The organism is Ruegeria sp. BI7 (assembly GCF_056537925.1).
Map to the genome: position 1 here is coordinate 1 of NZ_JBQFSK010000029.1, position 722 is coordinate 722.

Genomic DNA, 722 nt, shown 5'->3' on the forward strand with positions numbered 1-722 from the left:
TCATTTGGCGAACAACGCGAAAACCGGAATACTGGCTACGATGAGTTTCAGATCCTGAGCCTCGAGACGCCACGCGGACTGAGTCCATTCCTGTGTTGAATGCACCCCCTCGAGATACGCGCTTACAACTCTCAACTTCGCTTTGGTGCAACCATTCACTTGAGGTGGACCAGCCAGCATATTCATTGGTGTAGCAGGACCGCGTCTGTTCGTTGACGTTCCCAGACATATGCCGTAGCCCCCATTCGTTGGCCGCATCCAATTCGTCCACCGGAACTGGAAGCATCCGAGAGAGCAAATCCGGCCGCGGAACGCCGCTTAGTCGTTCCGTTCCGCGCCCATAGAAATTCGCTTGCTCAGATGTCAGCTCATCCCCTTGCGCAAAACGTGTCTGCGTTCCTGCTCGGGCTGCATATTCCCACTCTGCCTCGGTGGGTAACCTGTAAGCTTGAACGCCAACCTTTTCGTTGAGCCATTCGACATAGGCCTGCGCATCAAGATAGGACACGTTGACAACGGGATGGTCGTCGTACACTGGGATTCTGACGTGCTTCCGGTTCTCATTTAGTTTTAAGATCACATTGTTTGGAGAATACCCGCCGCACCCGCCATCGTGGACACAAGCCATCCATTGATCATAGGTGATTTCGTTGCGCGCCATGGCGATGGGAATATCGATTTCAACGCGATGCAACGGTCGTTCATCTTTACCAATGGCCGGA

Annotated in this window: 1 protein-coding gene; it reads right to left on the reverse strand. The window is 53.5% G+C overall.

Going from position 1 to position 722, the window contains the following annotated elements:
• On the reverse strand, positions 1-722 hold a 722-nt coding region (locus ACR0JB_RS21810), incomplete at both ends, for a formylglycine-generating enzyme family protein (protein ID WP_480790299.1).